Origin of the sequence: Alkalihalobacillus sp. BA299, assembly GCF_017745675.1 — a bacterium.
Classification (GTDB): Bacteria; Bacillota; Bacilli; order Bacillales; family Bacillaceae_F; genus Alkalihalobacterium.
This window is the reverse complement of the sequence record NZ_JAFLJM010000013.1, coordinates 108,413-127,544: the sequence shown is the minus strand read 5'-3', so window position 1 is coordinate 127,544 and position 19,132 is coordinate 108,413. Positions and strand designations below refer to the sequence as shown.

Sequence of the window (19,132 nt, the reverse complement as noted above, 5' to 3'; positions counted from 1 at the left end):
TAAAAAATTTGTCATTCCTGCAAGCATCTTACTAATTTTTTGTAAAAATTAAGGCTCTTTTCTCAAAGATTGTTGCTTTTAGCTTTTGGACCGTAAGCCAAGCGGATGCTAGGCTCTTCACGCATAGCGTGAAGATTTTGAAAGTAAAATAGCCGTTCAGACAAATGAATTTGTCTTGAAAAGGCTATTTTATTTTCAGAAAACGGCCCAAAAGCAACAAAGTTTACGAAAACAGCCAAAATTAAAGACATATTCCTGATCTTCTATAATACATTAAAAATGGCCCAAAAGAAGACTTTCTTTTCGGCTCACATTTTTAAACCTATTTATTTAGTAAAAATGAATACTACTTATATTCTATAAGATGACTCACTCATATTCCCACAAATCACTTCTTGAAGTAGTAACCGCAACTGCTCCGGCACTAATCGCGTTTTCAACTTCTTCTTTACTTCTAATGAGTCCACCTGCGATAATTGGAATTTTAGTTTCCTCATATACCTCTGTAATAATGTGAGGCATGACACCTGGAAGAACCTCAATAAAATCTGGTTTAGTTACTTCTAATAATTTATAACTCGACTCAAGTGCGATACTATCGAGCAAAAAAAGTCTTTGAATAGCAATTAATCCACTCTTTTTAGCAGTTAATACTACATTTTTCCTCGTCGAAATTAATCCAGCCGGCCGAATATCTTGACATAAAAATTGAGCTGCATATTCATCATTCTTTAACCCTTGTATTAAATCTGCATGTAAAAGTAACTGTTTTTTGTTATTTTTCGCAAGTCGATTTAAACTTCTTAACTGTCCAATATGACTATTTAATAAAATAATATATGTAAAGTGACTTTCGACCAACTCTTCAAATTGTTTGATATCTCTTGCAGCAGGTAATATTTTTTGTTCATTAAATGTATACTTCATTACGAGGCCCTCCCTCCATTAAGTCATTTAACCAATAGTCCTGCTACTTGTCAACAACTAGAGGGAACTAATCTAACTTATGTTGAACTGAAGGTGGAACAGGTTGATCTAAATGAAAATAATCTTTCGGATCACGAAAGTCATTAGACATCACACGACCATCTGCACGAAGTATGAATTGATTAATATATGTATCACCACTACGCTTTGCTTCTAACCATCCAATCCATGTTCCACCCATTGATAAAATAATTTCTGCTTCATAGAGCCCGTTTTCTACATGATTCATTGGCTTCTTAATATAGTGAACCATTTCTGGCATATCTAAAATTATTTTTACATTGGCATCTTTAATTGGTTGACCTTCTTCATCATAAAGAAAGATATGAAGATCATTGGTTGTACCTGCTGTAATCACATTGTCACTTCCAACCAACTCCATGGACCAGTTAGTAATAAGATTCTCCCGGATAAAAAGTGCATAACATAGCAGGGCAGTAATGATTAAAAAAGATAGAGTAATAAAAATTGTCATGATAGGTCGCTTCACTACTACTTGTTCTAAATTCATCGTTCTCACCCTTTCTCTTATCACAGCATTTCCATCGAAAGTGTGAAATAAACAATAAATTTCGAAACATAAGCCATTTATTGAAATGCCCACAGAAGACAATCTGGAGCTTGAAAAAGAGACTATCAAACGGTCTAATGATATCCACCAATTGATTGATAGCCTCTTCTTAATTCATTCGATACAAGTTTTAGTTCTTTTCTAACTTATAATTTATTTCATATAGATCTTTTCTACGATTACGTAATTGGTTAACACTTCCACTCCGACGATGACGACGAAGTATTTCAAGATCAACATCTCCTACCACTACGGTATCAATATTAGGATGACATTCCCCAACGATACCATCACGCGGAAATTCAAAGTCTGAAGGAGTAAATATTCCTGATTGTGCGTATTGAATATCCATATTTTCAACTTGAGATAAGTTACCAACCGTTCCTGAAATCACAGTATATACTTCATTTTCAACAGCACGTGCTTGTGCACAATACCGGACTCGCAAGTAACCTTGACGTTCATCCGTACAGAAAGGGGTAAAAATAATATTAGCTCCTTTATCAACCGCTATTCTTGCAAGTTCAGGAAATTCTATATCATAACAAATTTGGATCGTAATTTTCCCACAATCCGTATCAAAAACTTTAATTTCATTTCCCGGACTTATCCCCCACCATTTACGCTCATTTGGGGTAATATGAATTTTATATTGCTTTTCAATCGTCCCATCTCTTCTAAATAAATAAGCTATATTATATACCTTACTCTCCTCTTCAACAAAATGAGATCCACCGATAATATTCACATTGTATTTGACCGCTAAATTTGTAAATAATTTAATATAGTCTTCTGTATACTCCGTTAAGCGACGGATCGCCTGACTAGGGCTTTTTTCTGGTAAGAAAGATAATAGCTGAGTAGTAAAAATCTCTGGAAAAACAGCAAAGTCAGAACCATATCCCGCTGCAACATCCGTATAATATTCACATTGAGTCGCAAACTCTTCAAATGATTCTATTCGTTTCATCATATATTGGATCGTTGTAATACGTACAGGGAAAGCTGTTCGAAAATGCCGTTTCGTCTTTGGTTGGAAATCAATGTTATTCCATTCCATTAATGTTGCGTATTTCATCGATGCTTTATCATCTTGTAAATAATTGGGGTTAATTCTCTTTAAAGTGAATCCATTCATCACTTGGAATGTTAAAACCGGATCATATATATTATGTAACATCACTTGCTCTACGTATTCACGGGGTGTATATTGCATGGCATGTTGATAATAATTAGGAATTCGACCACCAATAATAATACTTTTTAAGTTAAGTGATCTCGCTAGGTCTTTTCTCGCCTCATACAATCGTTTTCCTATCTTCATCTTCCGGTAATCAGGATGAACCATAACTTCAATACCATATAAATTATAACCATCAGGATTATGATTAGTTATATATCCTTTATCAGTAATTTCATCCCATGTGTGTTGATCATCATATTCATCAAAATTAATAATTAAACTTGAACAAGACCCAATAATTTGTCCATCATACTCTACAACAAACTGACCTTCAGGAAAAACGTGAATATGACTTTCAAGATGTTCTATTCTCCATGGTTCCATATTAGGAAAACAAATTTTTTGTAAAGCAATAATATCCTTAAAGTCTTTTTCCTTTATATTTCGAATTTCTATTTTTTTCTCAAATTTTGAGACGTCTATTTTTGTCATCTTTCCAACTCCTTTTAGTTTGCTGAATCATATAATATTAACCCTTAGGTCTACTTAATGGAGTGTAATTAATAATAAAATATCCTAGTATTAGTATTAAAATTACAAAAGCATAGAAAAGTGTGTTTATCGGGTCAGTATGATCCACTATTATAATTCTAGTCATTGCAGTAATCCCAATATAAATAAAATATCGTAATGGAAAATGATAATTATCTCTAAAATACTTGACTATCATTGAGATGAATTCAAAATAAAGAAAAAAAAGTAAGACATCTTCTAAGAGATGCGTTTCATTTTTACTTAAAACGATAACCACGCCAAAATGATAAAGCTCTTTTAAAAGCAAGACACAAAGAAACACACACAAGAGTATAAGTGACACATTTAAAAAAAATTGAAACACTTTTGATACGGAAAATATTTCACCCTTTTTTGACATTTTGTTCACCTTATTTCTATTAATATTTATGTCCATAAATTTGTTTTCACAGACATTAATATTAATGCAAAAACCATGCCAATAAAGGTGTCAGTTAAGGATAAAGACATCAACTCTTGTCAACATTACTACCTCTCAGATAACTTTTATCGTACTTTTTTCTACTTTAAGATTTCTCAGCCTATAGCCAAGCAAAAACATATCTTTTTTTCATAGTGACAATTTATGTTTCGATTTGGCATAAAATTTTTGGTTGTTTTCGTAAACTTTTTTGCTTTTGGACCGTTTTTCACGCTATGCGTGAAGAGCCAAATTTTAACATCATTTTCCCTATTACATATTATAGCCTTTTCAAATTATCTTTTCACATAAAAATAGGCTGTCTGAGAATATACTTCTCATCAGCCTAAAAGTAGAAAACGCAGGTCGCTGCTTTTTTCTTTATTAATCCGTAACTGAAATATGAACTTCTATTGAACCGATTTGACTATCTAACGGAATCGTCACAAACGTTTTATTAGAGTGATACTTTGATGCACCTTCATTTACTATAGGCGGAGTTACATCAATAATACATTCTTCTTTAGAAAGTTCTGTTGCTGTTGTACCAGCTACCCAGTTTCCAAACTCTTGTACTGCACTCCAACCTAAATCATCAAGTGACTCAATTTCCATTCCACCCATCATGACACCTACGATGCGTTTTGCCGTATCATCAGAAAACGAACAAATAATTTGTCCATTTAATTGGCCACTTACACCTAAAATGACTGACACGTGATTGGAAGGGACCGGCCCTTTACCTGCTGACGGTTTTAACGGTGTCACTTCTATTCCAAAATGACTTTGTAAGATGGTTTGTGTTGCACGACAAATCGCATTGACATGATTTACATTCATAATAGCCCCCACACACTAAATAAATAGTTTAATAATCTATTTACTACTTAATAATTAAAATAGAAGTATAGTAATCGGTTATTACTGCAACTATATTCATATGTAAATTTTATCATATTTATTGTTGAAGTGTTGTCTTTTTTGGGAATTATCTATCGAATTACAACATTTTCTTCGCGATTCCTTATTAAATACCATTGTTCTCTTGCCATCTCTAGTACTTTGGTTTCGCTATTCCGTGTACGATGTTGAATTACTTTTGAAAAATACTTAACAGCATCTGTTTCCGATCCTACTCTTCGATTTAATTCTCCTAATAAATACAATACTCTTATTTCCGTTAGTTGTGTCCCTACAAAGTCAGAAAGAGCATATGAATTTTCATATTCTTTCAAAGCTAAACGCAAAAAACGTTTTTCTTGTTCAATATCTCTTTTTATTCGATAGAGCCAGCCTAATCGCAAACAAAGCCCTGCCAAAACAATGTGCTTTTCACTTTTTAAAGTCGCTGAAAAAATTGCTATTTTGTATGTAGCAATTGCTTCATCAATTGTTCGCTCATTTCCAAAATTTCTCTCCTTCCAATGCAATGATAATTCTTTATTAACTTTTTCTTTAGTACCAGGAGGAAAATAATTTGAAAAATGTTCAGATGCAGCAAACCCACAATTCGGACAAACATGAACTTCATAATAATAGGGATTACACTTAAGGTCTTTATACACTGTAAAAAAGTCACTTTCTATTTTCTTCGTTCGAATAAATCGCGATCGAATACGTTTTGTAAAATATTTTTTTTCACATACCAAACATGTTATTTCTTTGTCGTATAAAGGTTCGACTTGAATAGACAATGATATCACCCGCTCGAGTTTAGTATTCTACTTTTATTGTAATATAAAACCTAAACAACTTTCTACCTAGCACTAAATTATTTTTTAATACTTTTGAACTATGTTTTCTTTCTTGTATGACAAAGTGTGACTTTTTTCGAACATTATTTTGTCCTTTTTTTAAAATTAAGCGTTTTCATTTTTCGTTTCAACATGAATTTTGTTAGTTTTTGTAACATTATTTTTTGTTTAGTTTATGTAAATTCAAAAGGGATTCTTTTCATTTTGTAGAAAACGTAACACTAAGAATTTTATTTTAGAAAGGTTGTAGGTTCCTCTTGCAAACTGAAAAGCTTAGCGAATACGATCTTTACTTATTTCATCAAGGCAACCTTTTTTACAGCTACAAGACATTTGGTGCTCACCTTTGTGAAAGAGAGGGGGTAAGCGGGATAAGATTTGCGGTTTGGGCTCCTAATGCAAAAGCCGTTCATATTGTAGGAGATTTTAATAATTGGAATGGAACAAACCACTCCATGCATAGACTAAATGAGTCAGGAGTTTGGTGGTGCTTTATTCCAGAGATCGAAGAAGGAACGATCTACAAATACGAAATTCACTCTAAGCATGGAGGAATTATCCTGAAGTCAGATCCATACGCCTTCTACTCCGAACTACGTCCACAAACTGCCTCCATCGTAACTGATTTAACTAACTACAACTGGGGAGATGAGACATGGCAAAAAAAGAAAAAATCTAAAAATTTATTAAATGAACCACTGCTCATCTATGAGGTTCACCTAGGATCATGGAAACATAAAGAAAATGGGGAGTTTTATACATATCGGGAACTTGCAAAAACACTAATTGATTATGTTAAAGAAATGGGATATACCCATATTGAGATATTGCCTATTACCGAACACCCATATGACCGATCTTGGGGATATCAAACAACAGGCTTTTTTTCAGTAACTAGTCGCTTTGGTACACCTAAAGATTTCATGTACTTCGTTGATCAATGTCATCAAAATGGAATTGGGGTTTTATTAGATTGGGTTCCTAGTCATTTCTGTAAAGATGACCACGGCCTTCGTTTATTCGATGGGGAACCTGTTTACGAATACGCAGACGAACGAAAAGCAGAGAAAAAAGGCTGGGGAACCTTGTCCTTTGATTTTGGCCGTTCTGAAGTTATAAGCTTTTTAATTTCAAATGCATTTTTTTGGCTTGACATGTTCCATATTGATGGGCTACGAGTAGATGCTGTATCTAGTATGCTTTATTTAAATTTTGGTAGAGAAGATGAGGAAAAAATTCTAAACCAATACGGTGGAGATGAAAATCTAGAAGCCATTCAATTTCTTCGAAAACTAAACGAGTCTGTATTTGAAACTTTTCCTAGCACTTACATGATGGCAGAAGAATCCTCTTCATGGCCATTAGTAAGCGCACCAACATATGTTGGTGGATTAGGTTTTAACTATAAATGGAATATGGGCTGGATGAACGATATGCTTCGATATATGGAAATGGAACCGGTTCACCGAAAGTGGCACCACCAACTAATAACTTTTTCCTTTTTTTATGCTTTCTCAGAAAATTTTATCCTTCCCTTATCACATGATGAAGTTGTTCATGGAAAAAAGTCATTGCTAAATAAAATGCCTGGAGATTATTGGCAAAAATTTGCTAATTTACGTGCTTTTCTTGGGTATATGATGGCACACCCTGGAAAAAAACTTCTTTTTATGGGTAGTGAATTTGGACAATTTGATGAGTGGAAAGATCTTGAAGATTTAGATTGGGAATTACTGGAATACCCTTCTCATCAAAACTTTTCTACCTATATGAAGTCGCTTAACCAATTCTATAAGTCTGAAAAAACATTATGGGAGTTAGACCATCATTCAGATGGTTTTGAGTGGATCGACCCACATGACTATGAACAAAGCATTGTTAGTTTCATTAGAAGAGGTAAAGAAGCTAATGATTTTGTTATCGTTGTTTGCAATTTCACTCCTATTGTTCGTTATGACTATCATATTGGCGTTCCTAATAAGGGATCTTATATAGAAGTATTTAATAGTGATAGACAAGAATTCGGTGGCTCTAATCAAGTTTTAGACGAACCACTATTAAGTAAAGAAAAGACTTGGCACAACCAACCTTATCGTTTAACGATTAAAGTTCCTCCACTAGCAATGCTAGTTTTAAAGTTAAAAGATAGTGAAATAGAAAGAGAGCGAGGCGATGACAATGAAACATAAGAAGGAATGTGTGGGAATGTTATTAGCAGGAGGGGAAGGCAAGCGATTAGGTCTTTTAACTAAGAAAATTGCTAAGCCAGCCGTATACTTTGGTGGAAAGTATCGAATTATCGACTTCCCATTAAGTAACTGCACAAACTCTGGAATTGATACAGTTGGAGTATTAACTCAGTATGAGCCATTAGCATTAAACACTCATTTAGGAATCGGAAGTCCATGGGATTTAGATCGACGTAGCGGCGGACTCTCTGCTCTCCCACCTTTTATCGAAAAGAAAGGTGGTTCATGGTATAAAGGAACGGCAGACGCCATCTTCCAAAATATTAATTATATTGAACAATATGATCCAGAATATGTTCTTATCCTGTCTGGAGATCACATTTATAAAATGAATTATGCTGCGATGTTAGATTTCCATAAGAAAAACAACGCAGATGCTACGATTTCAGTTATTGAAGTTCCTTGGGATGAAGCTAGTCGTTTTGGAATTATGAATACTGACGACCACTTAAGAATCAATGAATTTGAAGAAAAACCAGCCAATCCGAAAAGCAACCTAGCATCTATGGGAATTTATATCTTTAATTGGCAAGTTCTTAAATCTTATTTAATAGAGGACTCTAGGCAACCTTATTCTAGTAACGACTTTGGAAAAGATATTATTCCGAAAATGCTTGCTGATGACAAGAGTTTGATTGCATTTCCATTTAAAGGATATTGGAAGGATGTAGGAACAGTTAAAAGCTTCTGGGAAGCAAATATGGACTTATTAAAGGATTCACCTTCCCTGCAATTAAATGATTCAAATTGGAAAATATATTCTGTTAATCCTAATCAGCCTCCTCAATATATAGCACCTACAGGAACTGTACAATGCTCCATGGTTAATGAGGGTTGTTTAATTTATGGTAGTGTTGATCACTCCATTCTATTTTACGGAGTTGAAGTTCAAGAAAATAGCCGAATCAAAGATTCTGTAATTATGCCTAACGTTCAAGTTGGTAAGAATGTAGTAATAGAAAAGGCTGTTATTAATGAAGGTACGATTATACCAGATAATGTTGTTATTAAGCCAAGTACACCAAAAGATATTGTCGTAATTGATAAAGATACAATTCTTTCTGATATTGCCGTTGTAAATGGATAAAAGATCTTAGAGGATAAGATTTTGATTGAAGATCTAGACAAGGTTTTAGAGAGGACCTTATTAACGATCATAGATACAACATTAGAAAGGATCTTAGTAGAGAGGGGAATTTTTGAATGGATTCAATGATGGGTGTAATAAATTTAGATAGTGAATTAGATTTATTAAATGAGTTAACTTATTTTCGCTGCGGAGCTGCAGTTCCGTTTGGTGGAAGATATCGCTTAATAGATTTTGTTTTATCAAATATGACCAATGCTAAGATCAGTGACACAGCGGTTTTTACAAGAAGAAAATATCGCTCGCTTATGGACCACCTAGGCACTGGGGCTGCTTGGGACCTAGATCGGAAACGAGGTGGATTGTTTATCCTGCCTCCGGATTGGAATGACCCTTCTGACATTTCTCAAGGTGATCTGCAACATTTTCACAATAACCGAGATTTCTTCGATAGAGGCATTTCTCAATATGTTTTAATTACAGGTAGTCAAAATGTTTGCAATATTGATTATAATCATGCTTTTAAGTATCATTTAGAAACAGGAGCAGATGTAACAGTTATCTATAAGCCTGTTCCTAACCTTGAGGAAGAGCATAAACAATGTCACAAAATTGAAATGGATGATACCGGTAGAATTACCGCTATTACGAATGATCATTTCAATCACTACGTTTCTTTAGACATGATGATTATCCATAAAAAGCTGTTAATGGATATTGTTGATCATTGTATTGCCCGTCGTATGGATAACTTCTTTCGAGATGGTATTATCCAAAATTTAGATCAACTTAAAGTGATGGGATACTCCTATCACGGTTACTTAGCGGTAATCAATTCTCTAGAAAGTTATTATAAACATAGTATGTCTTTACTAGACCCTAAAATTTATCGTAACCTTTTCTTTAATGAAAACCTCATTTATACAAAGGTAAAAGATGAATCTCCTGCAAAATATTTAAAAGGCTCTTCTGTAAAAAATTCTTTAATCGCTAATGGGTGCGTTATTGAAGGAACAGTTGAAAACAGTATATTATTTCGAGGAGTTCATGTAGAAAAAGGAACAACCATAAGAAACTCAATTGTCATGCAGCGGTGTGATATTAAAGAGAATAGTTTACTTGAAAATGTCATACTTGATAAAGATGTGGTTCTATCCGTTGATCGAACACTCGTTGGTTGTAGTGAACAACCATATGTTGTTGCAAAGCGTAAAGTAATATAATCATTTCTGTTTAATAAGGGGGACACAAAGATCCGAAAAGATCGACAGAATATATCCCGAACTTATTGAGCAACACCTATAAGGAGTGGAAAAATTGAACGTACTCTTCATTGCATCAGAATGCACACCATTTATTAAGACAGGCGGATTGGCCGATGTTATCGGCTCTCTGCCTTCCTCCTTAAAAAAAACTGGTGTCAATGTATCCATTATGCTACCGAAATACAGTGATATTCCTGAAGAATATAAACAGGAAATGAAATTAATAAAAACATTAACAATACATGTTGGTTGGAGAAAGCAGTATTGCGGATTATTTAAATTAGATCAAAATGATATTACGTATTATTTCATTGATAATGAATACTACTTTAAGAGAAATGGACTTTATGGGCATTATGATGATGGTGAACGTTTTGCCTTTTTTAATCATGCCGTAATTGATTTTCTCCCTTATTTAGAAGAAAAGCCGCAAGTTCTTCATTGTCATGATTGGCAGACTGGGCTAATTCCAGCCTACATTAAAACAATGTATACATATCAACCGTTTTATCGTGAACTAAAAACGGTCTTTACGATTCATAACCTAATGTATCAAGGAATATATCCAGCAACCATCTTTCATGATCTTCTAAATTTTTCTGATGATCACTATTTTGGTATTGAATTCAACGGATGTATTAATTTTATGAAAGCAGCTTTAATACACTCCGATGTATTAACCACCGTTAGTGAAACGTATTCCAATGAAATTCAATATCCTTATTTTGGTGAAAATTTAGAAGGTATATTAACTTATCGAAATGAAGATTTGCACGGAATTGTTAACGGTGTGGATTACGAGGAATATAATCCTGAAACCGATCCGTATATTTTTAAAAACTTTAAATATTCAACTATCGATAAAATGGTCAATAAACGACTCCTACAAGAAGAATTAGGGCTCCCCAAAGCGGAAGATATCCCGATGATTGCAATTGTCAGTCGCTTTGTTGAGCAGAAAGGCTTTCCGCTCATTCGTCATGTATTAGAAGAACTACTTTCACTAGATATCCAGCTCGTCATATTAGGTACTGGAGATCATGAATTTGAACATGCATTTAAAGAAGCCGCTTACCGTTTTCCAGAAAAAGTTTCTACCAGTGTAACATTTAGTGAACCTTTAGCTAGAAAAATTTATGCAGCTTCAGATTTATTCTTAATGCCTTCTCGCTTTGAGCCTTGTGGAATTGGCCAACTTATCGCCTTAAGATATGAAAGTGTGCCAATTGTAAGAGAAACAGGTGGACTCAAAGACACAATTCAACCTTATAATGAATTTACTAGCGAAGGAAACGGATTCAGCTTTAGCAATTACAATGCACACGACATGTTATTTACAATAAAGCGGGCGGTCAAATTTTACAATAACAAAGAGCATTGGTCTCAGTTACTAGAAAATGTCTATCAATCAAATTACTCATGGGAACATTCGGCCAAACGTTATACAGATCTGTATATGAAAACCTTAAAGGTTTAAGGAGTGGAGAGTGTATGTTTTCAAGTAAAGAATCGTTTAAAGCTGCTTTTATTGATAATTTAGCAACAAAGTTTGGCAAAGTCCTAGAAGATGCTACCCCAATGGAAATTTACCAAACTATCGGAATGCTCGTGAAAGAGAGAATAAATAAAAAGTGGATTACGACAAACCAACGGTATTTGAAAAATGAAGAGAAGCAAGTTTACTATTTTTCAATGGAGTTTTTATTAGGAAGATTATTAGAAAGCAATTTACTTAATACTGGGACGCTAACAACCGTTAGAGATGCACTATTGGAATTAGGTATTAATGCTCAGCATATTTTTGAACAAGAGCATGATGCTGGCCTAGGCAACGGTGGTTTAGGTCGGCTCGCAGCGTGTTTTTTGGATTCACTAGCTTCGCTCGAACTTCCAGGTCATGGTGTAGGAATTCGATATAAATATGGATTGTTTCAACAAAAACTAATAAATGGACATCAAGTGGAACTCCCAGATTATTGGTTAGAAGAAGACTATGTTTGGGAAGTACGTCGGTCTGACAAAGCAATCGGAGTACGTTTTGGGGGAAAAGTAAGTCCTGAAATCGTCGATGGAAAATTAGCATTTCATCACACCGATTACGAAACTGTTATGGCTATTCCTTATGATGTACCTATTGTCGGCTTTGAAAATCAAACGGTAAATACACTACGTTTATGGAGTGCAGAATCAACTACAAATGATTTTAACTTCCATTCTTCCAATCGAAATGATTATTATAAGTACCTAGAATATAAACGGTCCATTGAGTCAATATCTGAATTTCTCTATCCTGATGATTCCTATTTTGAAGGAAAACTACTTCGACTTAAACAACAATATTTTTTAGTATCAGCTGGGGTTCAAAGCATCATTAAAATGTTTAAGGAGAAATACAACAATGACTTAAGAAAACTACCAGAAAAAATTACACTGCAAATCAATGATACACATCCAAGCTTAGTCGTCCCAGAACTAATGAGGATTTTAATTGATGAAGAAGAATTTGGATGGGATGAAGCATGGAATATTACTACACAAACAGTTGCTTATACAAACCATACGACGTTAAGTGAAGCACTAGAAAAATGGCCTGTATCATTAGTTCAACAACTCATTCCACGAATCTATATGATTATTGAGGAAATTAATGAACGTTTTTGCCAAATGTTGTGGTTTGATTTCCCAGAGCTTCGTGAAAAGATTCCACAAATGGCCATTATCGCTTATGAACAAGTTCATATGGCTCATTTAGCTATTGTTGGGAGCTACAGTGTAAACGGAGTAGCTAAAATTCATACAGATATCTTAAAAGCAAAAGAAATGAAAAACTTCTATACTGTTTTTCCTAATAAATATAATAATAAAACGAATGGAATTACCCACAGGCGCTGGCTAATGAATGCCAATCCAAATTTAGCTGAATTAATTACAGATACCATTGGGAAAAGGTGGATCAGCCAACCAAAGGAACTTATTGGTTTGCTAAAATATGCTTCTGATTCAGCTTTTCAACAAAAAGTAAGTAATGTTAAGCAAGACAATAAAAGGACATTAGCAAAATTAATTAAAGAACGCTGTAATGTTACTGTTGACGAACATTCAATCTTTGATGTGCAAATTAAACGGCTACATGGTTATAAGCGCCAGCTAATGAATATTTTCCACATTATACATTTATATAATGTACTAAGAGAAAATCCAAATTTAGATATTACCCCTCGGACTTTTATTTTTGGCGCAAAAGCTGCTCCAAGCTATTATTTTGCCAAAGAAGTCATTAATCTTATTGTCACAGCAGCAAATATGATTAATACCGATCCATTGGTTAACAGTAAATTAAAGGTCGTATTCCTTGAAAACTATAGTGTTTCTCTTGCGGAAAAAATTATTCCTGCTGCAGATGTTAGTCAACAAATTTCAACAGCAAGTAAAGAAGCTTCCGGAACAGGTAATATGAAATTAATGATGAATGGTGCATTAACTCTTGGAACATTAGATGGAGCAAATGTCGAAATTAAAGAAATGGTCGGTGAAGAAAATATCTTCATATTTGGGTTAACTGCTGAGGAAGTATTAAATTATTACCAATATGGTGGATATAATGCTAGATATATTTATAATACTGATCATCGTATTCGAACAATACTTGATCAATTAGTAAATGGCTTCTTTAATAAAGATGAATATGAATTTAAAGATATCTATTATAATATTCTTTCAAACAATGATGAGTACTTTGTTTTAAAAGACTTCGATAGCTATGTTGAAGCTCAAGAAATGGTAGATCAAAATTATCGGAATCAACGTAATTGGTTAAAGAAAAGTATAACAAATATTGCTCACTCAGGTAAGTTTTCTAGCGACCGCACAATTTCAGAATATGCTAGTGAAATTTGGCACCTTAGCCCTGTACGAGTTTAATTGCTATAACCTATCAATCTACTATTATTAAAGAGGCAGACACTTTATCGTCTGCCTCTTCTAATTATTCTTCTTTTAACATATCATCTTTTATTTTTAAAGCAATATGCGGATAATCTGTAAAAATTCCTTGGATACCGAGTTGAAACGCTGATTCGATCATTTCAGCTTCATTAATCGTATACGACCTTACGTCAATACCAGCTTGTATTAATGGGTCAACATCTTCCTTTATCATTAATGGGTAAAAGTAGTGAAAGCTCTTTGTACCAATCGATTGAATATAAGATAATGGTTTATACATTCCTGATATAACAATGATTGCAGTTTCAATAGTTGGGTCTTCTTTTATTATGTTTGCTATTAACACATGGTCAAAAGAAGAAATAAAAATCCTTTCTCTCATTTCATATTTATCTATTAACTGTTTTACATTTTTCCAAAGCTCTTCTCGTTGCTTAGCAGAACCTTTTAATTCTAAATTAAGCTTAAATGTAAACCCTTGAGCCCATAAGAACACTTCCTCTAATGTTGGAACTCTTTCCTGGCGGTATTTCTCACTATACCAGGCCCCTGCACTATACGACTTTATTTGCTTAAGTGTGTGATCACACACCATTCCTTGCCCTTCTGTCGTTCGCCCTAACGTTGCATCATGAATAATGACAGGCACCTTATCTTTTGTCAACTGCACATCCATTTCAATTCCATCAATTTCGAGTTTTGCTGCTGCTTTAAAAGCACTCATTGTGTTCTCCGGGTAAAGTCCAGAAAGCCCTCGATGTGCAATGACCTCAGTATGTAGATTTTTCATCTGCATCACCTACTTTTTTGTAAATTTGATGTATAGTAAAAAGATAGCATAGTATCTTTAAAATTATATTAATTATCGGTGAATCATATTTAAATTTTTAATTTAATAATTATGATTTGTATCTTCCACACTCCTGCTGTAATATAGTGCATCAAAGAATAACCAAGGAAAAACCGCAATTGGCTTTTCCTTGGTTATTTCTATTTTAACATTTTCGGGAAAACAAGATTTAATTAAGCCGTCACTTCAGTTAGCGCTTTTTCAACTGAAACATAAGGCATATTTAATGCATTTGCTACTGCTTCATATGTGATGGCACCATTTGCGACATTCACACCTAACTTTAATGCCGTATTTTCTGAAATGGCTTTTTGAACACCTTTGTTAGCAATTTGTAAGGCGTAAGGTACAGTAACATTTGTTAAGGCAATCGTTGATGTACGCGGTACGGCACCTGGCATATTCGCAACTGCATAATGAACAACGCCATGCTTAACATATGTTGGATTATCATGTGTAGTAATTTGATCAACCGTTTCTATAATACCACCTTGGTCGATCGCAACATCAACTACTACTGAACCTGGTGACATCGATTGGGTCATCTCTTCTGTAACAAGCTTTGGTGCTTTTGCACCAGGAATAAGAACTGCCCCAATAACAAGGTCACTTTCTTTTACAGCTTCAGCAATATTAAATGGATTAGAGATTAATGTTTGAATAGAGTTACCAAAAATATCGTCAAGTTGGCGTAAACGCTCAGGGCTTAAGTCAATAATCGTTACCTCTGCTCCTAGGCCAATCGCAATTTTGGCAGCATTCGTACCTACTACTCCACCACCAATAATCGTTACTTTACCTCGTTTCACACCAGGAACACCAGAAAGTAAAATTCCTTTACCACCCTTAGGTTTTTCAAGGAATTGCGCGCCAATTTGTGCTGCCATTCTTCCTGCAACTTCGCTCATTGGTGTTAGTAATGGAAGTGTACGATTCACCTCTACAGTTTCATAAGCAATAGCCGTTACTTCATTTTCTGCCAATGCTTTCGCTAAACTAGGCTCTGCAGCTAAATGTAAATACGTAAATAATATTAATCCTTTTCGGAAATATCCATATTCTGATGGAAGCGGCTCTTTCACTTTCATCACCATTTCCGCTTGGTTCCACACTTCTTTAGCAGAAGCAACAATTTGCGCTCCAGCTGCAATATAATCTTCGTTAGTAAATCCGCTACCAATCCCTGCATGATCTTCAATTAACACTTGGTGACCAGCGTTAGTTAAGGTAACAACTCCGGCTGGTGTTAAAGCTACACGATTTTCGTTATTTTTTATCTCTGTAGGAACGCCGATAATCATTGGACATGCCTCCTATAATTGAATTATTTATATAAAGTATATACATTAAGAAGCGTATTTGCTTTGTGTATCTCATAAAAAAAGAGCAAGCATCTTTGTGTATTTTTACAAAGTTACTTACCCATCCATCTTCTTATTTTAAATTCTAAATATAAATCTAGCTTAACCTTTGGATCTTTAAGCCGTATTCCCGTTAATTCAATGATTCGTTTCATTCGATAATTTAGTGTATTGGGATGTACATGTAGCACCTTAGAAGCATCATTTACATTTCCATCTGTATTTAAAAATACTTCTAATGTTTCTAACAAGTCCGTTTGATTTTTTTTATCGTATTCAGTTAAGAATGCAATCGGCAAGCAATCAATACTATCTTCTTTTTTTCTCTCCATGATAATATCAAGGTACTTAAAAATTCCTAATTCCCAATAACCATTAACAGATGTTAACTCACTCGTATACGTTTCTTTTAAATCCATAACCGTTAAGGCTTCTCGATATGCTTTGTCGATACGCTCGATCCTTGTGAAAAAATGACTACAACTACCGACTACATTTATTGGCGTTTTACCTTTTCCACTAAAGGAATTTACAATGTCTTCAATGATTTGAGATAGCTTTTGTATCGTAATTTGTTCATGCTTAGGTGAAAGTAATATTGTAAAATCAAATTGATCAATATGATAAAAAACCATCTCCAAATCATGACTTGCATGAAGATAAGTAATAAACTGTTGTTCCTGTCTAGAAGTTATCCGTGTTGAGAAACGAAAAATTGCAATCGAAAAACGCTCTGGAATTTCAATTTGAAGCTTATTAAAACCTGCAGTAATATCCTCTTTCTTTTGATAACTATTATTTATTAATCGCCAAAAGAAACGTTGCTGCCCTTCTGTTTCCTTCCGCTGTTGTAGTCGATGCTTAACTAAAAACATTCGAAGCGTTTGTGCTGCCTCTTTTAATAGCTCGAAACCATTTTCGTCTAATGTATTTTCCATTTCGATAACCCAAATATAGCCTAAAACGTCATCTTTCTGGCGTATTGAAATCGCGACACGATTCCCTAATCCAATATCTTGAATCGCATTTATACGAATGGGGTGACTATTTTCATTTAGCTTCTGAATAATTCCTTGTTTCCATAAGCGTTGTGTTACTTTAAACGGCACTTGCCGACTTATAATCGTTTCTAATCTTGCAGGATCTGTATGAATATCGTGCTTACTATACGTAATTAATCGATGTGTTTCATCCTCTAATGTGACAGGGCAGTGAAGCAGCTCACTTATTTTATCTACTACTTCTTGTAAATTATTAAAAGCTACCTTTAACTCACTTTTTTTTGAGTTGTTTCTACTCATTTTGTATCCCCTTGTTTCTTTGACATCTTTATTCCTATTGTACCGAAATCTTTACCTACTAACTAGATAAAGAACGGAATTAATAGTAAATATGCTAGAAACAATAGTAACTCGAAAGTTTCCCATAATATATATTTAGTAGAGTACAACGTTCCGCTCACTCCGATACGTTTTATTCTAACGTAAAAAAAGGTATAATAGCTTGTCCATCTGAAGTAAACAAGCGATTAGGACGTTTTAAAAACAGACCTAACACGCTCTAATGCCCAATCTAACTCTTCTTACGTAATAATGAGCGGAGGTGCAAAACGAATAACCTTTTCATGGGTTAACTCCAAAAGTTGATCCGTGCGAACCTGGGTTGAATACTCCTAATATATTTTTATCCGCTGAAACTGCTGAAATTGGCATTACATCTCCACCAAGTGCTTTTCCTAAAATATACATATCTGGATCAACTTTTTCCCAATCACACGCAAACCATTTACCTGTTCTTCCTAAGCCTGTTTGAATTTCATCAGCAACGAATAATACATTTTCTTGTTTACAAAGTTCAAAAGCTTTTGATAAAAATCCTTCTTATGAAGTAGGTTGTGCATTTAAATTCACCTTGAGAACAACCCTCTTAACGCAAATGACACATTTTGTGGACGTTCCGCTAACCTTCTCATAAAATAGCCAAACCAATCATTCCCATAAGGTACATATACTCTCATCGTGTATCCTTCTTTTGCAATTTCTTCTTGCAAATCGGTCCGAAAACCATATAGCATTTGAAATTCAAATTGACTTTTGGCGATCTGTTCTTGTTTACAAAATTCTTTGACATTCTGAATAATCATATGGTCATGAGTTGCAACTGCTGTATAACTACCATTTCGTAAATGTTGTTTAATAATTTTTAAAAAGTTTGCATCAATTTCTTCCTTTTTTTGATAAGCGGCTTTAGCTGACTCTCTATAGGCACCTTTAACAAGACGAAGATTTACTCCTTTTAAGTTATTTACATCGTCTATTGCACGGTATAAATAAGCTTGTATTGCAGTTCCTACTAGCCCATTATAATCTTTGCGAAGCTCTTCTAGAAGTTCTAGCGTTGGCTGACAATGCACAAAGTTTTCCATATCTATTCGAACAAAAATATTATGCCTCTTTGCAGTTGATAAAATGTTTTTCAAATTTTCATAGCATAATTGTTTATCTACATCTAAGCCAAGTTGAGTAAGTTTTAAAGAAAGATTACAGTTAACACCTGTCTTAGTAATCGCATTTAATGTACGGATACAATAATTGGTCGATTGAATGGCCTCTTCTTTCGTTTGGACAAACTCTCCTAAGTGATCAACTGTACAAATTAAGCCTTTCTCATTTAACTGACGAACTACCTTGATCGCTTGAGAAATTGTTTCTCCAGCTACAACTTGAGATGCTCCTAACTTAAGCCCCCATTTTCTAGCACTATGATTTAATAGTTGATTTTTAGATAAGAACAAAAAGAAGTTTCTAAGTATTACATGGACCATATGCAAAACCCCTTACTTCTGTTGTTCCGTATTTTCGTAAGATTCTATTTACCATTATATTT

At 34.2% G+C, this 19,132-nt stretch carries 16 protein-coding genes and 1 pseudogene; 5 read left to right on the top strand and 12 right to left on the bottom strand.

Annotated features, from left to right (window positions below):
* Positions 1–62: 62 nt before the first annotated feature.
* From J0N78_RS17220 to J0N78_RS17190, 7 genes are all read right to left on the bottom strand, one after another.
* The gene (locus J0N78_RS17220; protein WP_209124306.1) at positions 63–251 is read right to left on the bottom strand and encodes a hypothetical protein; all 189 of its coding nucleotides are present in this window, start codon (positions 249–251) and stop codon (positions 63–65) included.
* A 118-nt stretch (positions 252–369) separates the two neighbouring features.
* On the bottom strand, positions 370–927 hold the full coding sequence (locus J0N78_RS17215; protein WP_209124305.1) for a glycerol-3-phosphate responsive antiterminator: 558 nt from the start codon (positions 925–927) through the stop codon (positions 370–372).
* Positions 928–994: 67 nt separating this feature from the next.
* Positions 995–1,498, bottom strand: a complete 504-nt coding sequence (locus J0N78_RS17210; RefSeq protein WP_209124304.1) for a FixH family protein — start codon at positions 1,496–1,498, stop codon at positions 995–997.
* A gap of 190 nt (positions 1,499–1,688) precedes the next feature.
* Positions 1,689–3,233 (bottom strand): bifunctional GNAT family N-acetyltransferase/carbon-nitrogen hydrolase family protein, encoded by a 1,545-nt coding sequence (locus J0N78_RS17205; protein ID WP_209124303.1) that lies wholly within the window; start codon positions 3,231–3,233, stop codon positions 1,689–1,691.
* Positions 3,234–3,270: 37 nt separating this feature from the next.
* A complete protein-coding gene (gene psiE, locus J0N78_RS17200; protein ID WP_209124302.1) occupies positions 3,271–3,675 on the bottom strand; it encodes a phosphate-starvation-inducible protein PsiE in 405 nt (134 codons plus the stop codon).
* A gap of 444 nt (positions 3,676–4,119) precedes the next feature.
* Positions 4,120–4,575 carry a chemotaxis protein CheX gene (locus J0N78_RS17195; protein ID WP_209124301.1) on the bottom strand — a complete coding sequence of 152 codons (456 nt, stop codon included), beginning with the start codon at positions 4,573–4,575 and terminating at the stop codon, positions 4,120–4,122.
* 152 nt (positions 4,576–4,727) lie between these two features.
* The gene (locus J0N78_RS17190) at positions 4,728–5,429 is read right to left on the bottom strand and encodes a DUF2225 domain-containing protein (RefSeq protein WP_209124300.1); all 702 of its coding nucleotides are present in this window, start codon (positions 5,427–5,429) and stop codon (positions 4,728–4,730) included.
* A 317-nt stretch (positions 5,430–5,746) separates the two neighbouring features.
* Here J0N78_RS17190 and glgB point away from each other — a divergent pair, with 317 nt between their 5' ends.
* From glgB to J0N78_RS17165, 5 genes are all read left to right on the top strand, one after another.
* Positions 5,747–7,678, top strand: a complete 1,932-nt coding sequence (glgB, locus tag J0N78_RS17185) for a 1,4-alpha-glucan branching protein GlgB (RefSeq protein WP_209124299.1) — start codon at positions 5,747–5,749, stop codon at positions 7,676–7,678.
* Entirely contained in the window at positions 7,668–8,825 is a 1,158-nt protein-coding gene (locus J0N78_RS17180) for a glucose-1-phosphate adenylyltransferase (protein ID WP_209124339.1), read from the top strand. Before glgB ends, J0N78_RS17180 begins: the two co-directional genes overlap by 11 nt.
* Positions 8,826–8,941: 116 nt before the next feature.
* The gene (gene glgD, locus J0N78_RS17175; RefSeq protein WP_209124298.1) at positions 8,942–10,048 is read left to right on the top strand and encodes a glucose-1-phosphate adenylyltransferase subunit GlgD; all 1,107 of its coding nucleotides are present in this window, start codon (positions 8,942–8,944) and stop codon (positions 10,046–10,048) included.
* A gap of 94 nt (positions 10,049–10,142) precedes the next feature.
* The gene (glgA, locus tag J0N78_RS17170; RefSeq protein WP_209124297.1) at positions 10,143–11,567 is read left to right on the top strand and encodes a glycogen synthase GlgA; all 1,425 of its coding nucleotides are present in this window, start codon (positions 10,143–10,145) and stop codon (positions 11,565–11,567) included.
* A 14-nt stretch (positions 11,568–11,581) separates the two neighbouring features.
* Positions 11,582–14,011, top strand: a complete 2,430-nt coding sequence (locus tag J0N78_RS17165) for a glycogen/starch/alpha-glucan phosphorylase (RefSeq protein WP_209124296.1) — start codon at positions 11,582–11,584, stop codon at positions 14,009–14,011.
* A gap of 64 nt (positions 14,012–14,075) precedes the next feature.
* On the opposite strand, the gene J0N78_RS17160 is transcribed toward J0N78_RS17165, so the two are convergent.
* From J0N78_RS17160 to J0N78_RS17140, 5 genes and pseudogenes are all read right to left on the bottom strand, one after another.
* Positions 14,076–14,825 carry a glycerophosphodiester phosphodiesterase family protein gene (locus tag J0N78_RS17160; RefSeq protein ID WP_209124295.1) on the bottom strand — a complete coding sequence of 250 codons (750 nt, stop codon included), beginning with the start codon at positions 14,823–14,825 and terminating at the stop codon, positions 14,076–14,078.
* A 233-nt stretch (positions 14,826–15,058) separates the two neighbouring features.
* On the bottom strand, positions 15,059–16,186 hold the full coding sequence (gene ald, locus J0N78_RS17155) for an alanine dehydrogenase (RefSeq protein WP_209124294.1): 1,128 nt from the start codon (positions 16,184–16,186) through the stop codon (positions 15,059–15,061).
* Positions 16,187–16,299: 113 nt separating this feature from the next.
* Complete coding sequence (locus tag J0N78_RS17150) at positions 16,300–17,547, bottom strand: PucR family transcriptional regulator (RefSeq protein ID WP_209124293.1); 1,248 nt, start codon at positions 17,545–17,547, stop codon at positions 16,300–16,302.
* Positions 17,548–17,871: 324 nt separating this feature from the next.
* Positions 17,872–18,126 (bottom strand): annotated as a pseudogene (locus J0N78_RS17145) (aminotransferase class III-fold pyridoxal phosphate-dependent enzyme); the annotation flags it as partial.
* Between the two features lie 26 nt (positions 18,127–18,152).
* Positions 18,153–19,070 carry a proline dehydrogenase family protein gene (locus tag J0N78_RS17140; protein WP_209124292.1) on the bottom strand — a complete coding sequence of 306 codons (918 nt, stop codon included), beginning with the start codon at positions 19,068–19,070 and terminating at the stop codon, positions 18,153–18,155.
* Positions 19,071–19,132: the final 62 nt, after the last annotated feature.

What these genes read in the sequence shown, in the direction of transcription:
- J0N78_RS17220 (WP_209124306.1), bottom strand. Translation starts at nt 251, where the DNA reads ATGTCTTTAATTTTGGCTGTTTTCGTAAACTTTGTTGCTTTTGGGCCG.
- J0N78_RS17215 (WP_209124305.1), bottom strand. Translation starts at nt 927, where the DNA reads ATGAAGTATACATTTAATGAACAAAAAATATTACCTGCTGCAAGAGAT.
- J0N78_RS17210 (WP_209124304.1), bottom strand. Translation starts at nt 1,498, where the DNA reads ATGAATTTAGAACAAGTAGTAGTGAAGCGACCTATCATGACAATTTTT.
- J0N78_RS17205 (WP_209124303.1), bottom strand. Translation starts at nt 3,233, where the DNA reads ATGACAAAAATAGACGTCTCAAAATTTGAGAAAAAAATAGAAATTCGA.
- psiE (WP_209124302.1), bottom strand. Translation starts at nt 3,675, where the DNA reads ATGTCAAAAAAGGGTGAAATATTTTCCGTATCAAAAGTGTTTCAATTT.
- J0N78_RS17195 (WP_209124301.1), bottom strand. Translation starts at nt 4,575, where the DNA reads ATGAATGTAAATCATGTCAATGCGATTTGTCGTGCAACACAAACCATC.
- J0N78_RS17180 (WP_209124339.1), top strand. Translation starts at nt 7,668, where the DNA reads ATGAAACATAAGAAGGAATGTGTGGGAATGTTATTAGCAGGAGGGGAA.
- glgD (WP_209124298.1), top strand. Translation starts at nt 8,942, where the DNA reads ATGGATTCAATGATGGGTGTAATAAATTTAGATAGTGAATTAGATTTA.
- J0N78_RS17165 (WP_209124296.1), top strand. Translation starts at nt 11,582, where the DNA reads ATGTTTTCAAGTAAAGAATCGTTTAAAGCTGCTTTTATTGATAATTTA.
- J0N78_RS17160 (WP_209124295.1), bottom strand. Translation starts at nt 14,825, where the DNA reads ATGAAAAATCTACATACTGAGGTCATTGCACATCGAGGGCTTTCTGGA.
- ald (WP_209124294.1), bottom strand. Translation starts at nt 16,186, where the DNA reads ATGATTATCGGCGTTCCTACAGAGATAAAAAATAACGAAAATCGTGTA.
- J0N78_RS17150 (WP_209124293.1), bottom strand. Translation starts at nt 17,547, where the DNA reads ATGAGTAGAAACAACTCAAAAAAAAGTGAGTTAAAGGTAGCTTTTAAT.
- J0N78_RS17140 (WP_209124292.1), bottom strand. Translation starts at nt 19,070, where the DNA reads ATGGTCCATGTAATACTTAGAAACTTCTTTTTGTTCTTATCTAAAAAT.